1 protein-coding gene and 2 rRNA genes are annotated in these 2,476 nt (G+C 34.0%); all 3 read left to right on the plus strand.

Annotated features, from left to right (window positions below):
• Positions 1-90 (plus strand): 23S ribosomal RNA (locus PTI45_RS22125); the annotation flags it as partial.
• Between the two features lie 63 nt (positions 91-153).
• Positions 154-270, plus strand: a 5S ribosomal RNA gene (rrf, locus tag PTI45_RS22130).
• Positions 271-1,561: 1,291 nt separating this feature from the next.
• Positions 1,562-1,990: a hypothetical protein gene (locus tag PTI45_RS22135; RefSeq protein WP_083243687.1), complete on the plus strand. Its 429-nt coding sequence runs from the start codon at positions 1,562-1,564 to the stop codon at positions 1,988-1,990.
• Positions 1,991-2,476 lie beyond the last annotated feature (486 nt).

Below are 2,476 nucleotides of genomic sequence, written 5' to 3' on the forward strand. Positions count from 1 at the left end.
CCCTTGTAGACGACGAGGTTGATAGGTTGGGGGTGGAAGTGCCGCAAGGCATGGAGCTGACCAATACTAATCGGTCGAGGGCTTATCCAAATCTACAAATGCGATGTTTCAGTTTTCGGATTCAGTTTTCAGGGAGCAACATTAGCCTGACTGTTTGGTAATGATGGCGGAGGGGTTCCACACGTACCCATCCCGAACACGACCGTTAAGCCCTCCAGCGCCGATGGTACTTGGACCGCAGGGTCCTGGGAGAGTAGGACGTTGCCAAGCAACGAGTAAGACCCAAAGAGTGATTCCTGTTTACAGGAGTCGCTCTTTTTTTGCTTTTTTTTATAGATTTCGTTTGTTTTCATAGATATCTAATAATAGGTAAGGCAGACTAGAACTCCAATAGCATCTCTATCTATGGTTTTCAAGGATGGGTAGAGAGACATAGCATGGATTCCAACGGCAACGGGTTAGGGCAATCTCTTCTCTGTATCGATATGTAGATGTAGATTAGATGATTTAATTTCTGAGAAAGAGCATAAGGTTTGAGTATAAGTGGCTTAGGAAAGATTATATGGGTTGTATTTGGATTGGGGTATAGATAGTATTTTGGTTATGATTAGATTAAACAGGGTGTAAGGTTAGATCAAGATGACCGTTATTCTTCTTATATTTTCTATAGATAGCACATATAGAAGAAATCCTTATATGAATCTCTATACAAGTTCAATGCTACCAATGCTGTGATACATTGTAATCGTATGTATTAAATGTATTAGATCCTTTTCTATATAGAATCTAATAAAGTAGCTTCAAGGAAAGAACAGCTATAATTTTTAAAATTACTTATGCTAAGGCTAATCGCCTTCAGACTTCTTATTCCTTTGTCTGAAATTCAGAACGATACCGTCATAATTCTACAATAGAATACACTATCATATAAGTATGTCTAGGTAGTATAGGCGTCTACTTCTGGGCTAGAGGCTTTTGTTGGCAGTGTAAGATCATGACTTTCTTGCTGTATGTGTTTATTACTTTACATAATTATAAAGCGAGCAAAGAGTGTAGAATGAATGATATTTTCATAAGATGGGATACAAGGAAATAGATAGAATCAAAGTTAGAGCTTAAGAACAATTATATTTTGTATACGTTTTGATTAGGCAAAGAATAAGTCAGTGAGATGGATCATTTCTTGTTATGACTACATGATGTTATATTTCTTCATGTATCTTTGGATCTTCATAGCTATATAAATACATAAATAAGCTATAGATTATAAGATATTGTATCTTAATCTTAGTGAAGTGTAACTGTTTTGTTACAGAAGTTGTTGTAACAAATAGTATACTGATATAAGTATTAGATAGTTCTAAAGTCACGATAGCGAATAAAAGTGATATTCGTTTTATATAGAAAAATTTAATTTGAAGTCATAGAGCGTAATTAAGTATATTTATTATTAATAGAATGTATAATTATGCAATATGTGAATTTGATTGTTGATTATACCTTATATATTCACAAATATATGAACATGATGAATTCTATCTTTATTTAGGGGGACGATGTGATGTGGTGGAAGAACAAGCATCGGATATGGAATGTATTATTATTGGGAGTTCTTTGGGGAGCATTAGTAGGTTGTTCACAAGCTAATATTTCTTGGACTCATTATCAGGGTGCTTTTGTAGAATCTAGTTTTCCTATTCCAGAAGAAGTGAAGGATATGGATACTGTTATTAATAATAGGCAAATGAATTATGTACGTTATAAGCTTCCAGGAATAGAAGCATCTACATTACCAGACCTGTATTTACAAGAAATTAAAAATTGGGGTTGGAAACAACAACAAGAGAATATAGATGAAGATCAGACTAACTTTGTTTTTGTACAAGGTAATCGTACACTACAATTAGTATTACAAAATAATTATTTGACTGTTATTGTACCTGATAAAAGTTCGAGAGCACCTATTGCTGAAGCTACGATCAATCCTTAGCATTTGACTAGTGAAGTAGATGGAAAGTCCAAAATTAATACAGAGAACAGAGAACAGAGAACAGAGAACAGAGAACAGAGAACAGAGAACAGAGAACAGAGAACAGAGAACAGAGAACAGAGAACAGAGAACAGAGAACAGAAGTTAAAATTATAAAATAAAAATCGGTTATCTTCTTCATTTAGAAAGATACCGATTTTTTGTTGTATTGACTTATTTTATGAACGTGTTGTACTTGCTTGTTTAATAGAGTTTTTAGATATTTTGTTAATGGAGTCAATGCAGTTTACTTTTACTGGCTTATTTGTTTGTAGAGTTCAGTAATAGATTAGAAATTAATTAGAGTAGATAAAATAGCGGGTATTATGCTGTAATTGCTAGCAATATAGTCATTACCGTTAATAATGAGTGAGTAGTGAGTAGTGAGTAGTGAGTAGTGAGTAGTGAGTAGTGAGTAGTGAGTAGTGAGTAGTGAGTAGTGAGTAG

The organism is Paenibacillus nuruki, assembly GCF_001721045.1.
In the GTDB taxonomy this organism is placed as follows: Bacteria; Bacillota; Bacilli; order Paenibacillales; family Paenibacillaceae; genus Saccharibacillus; species Saccharibacillus nuruki.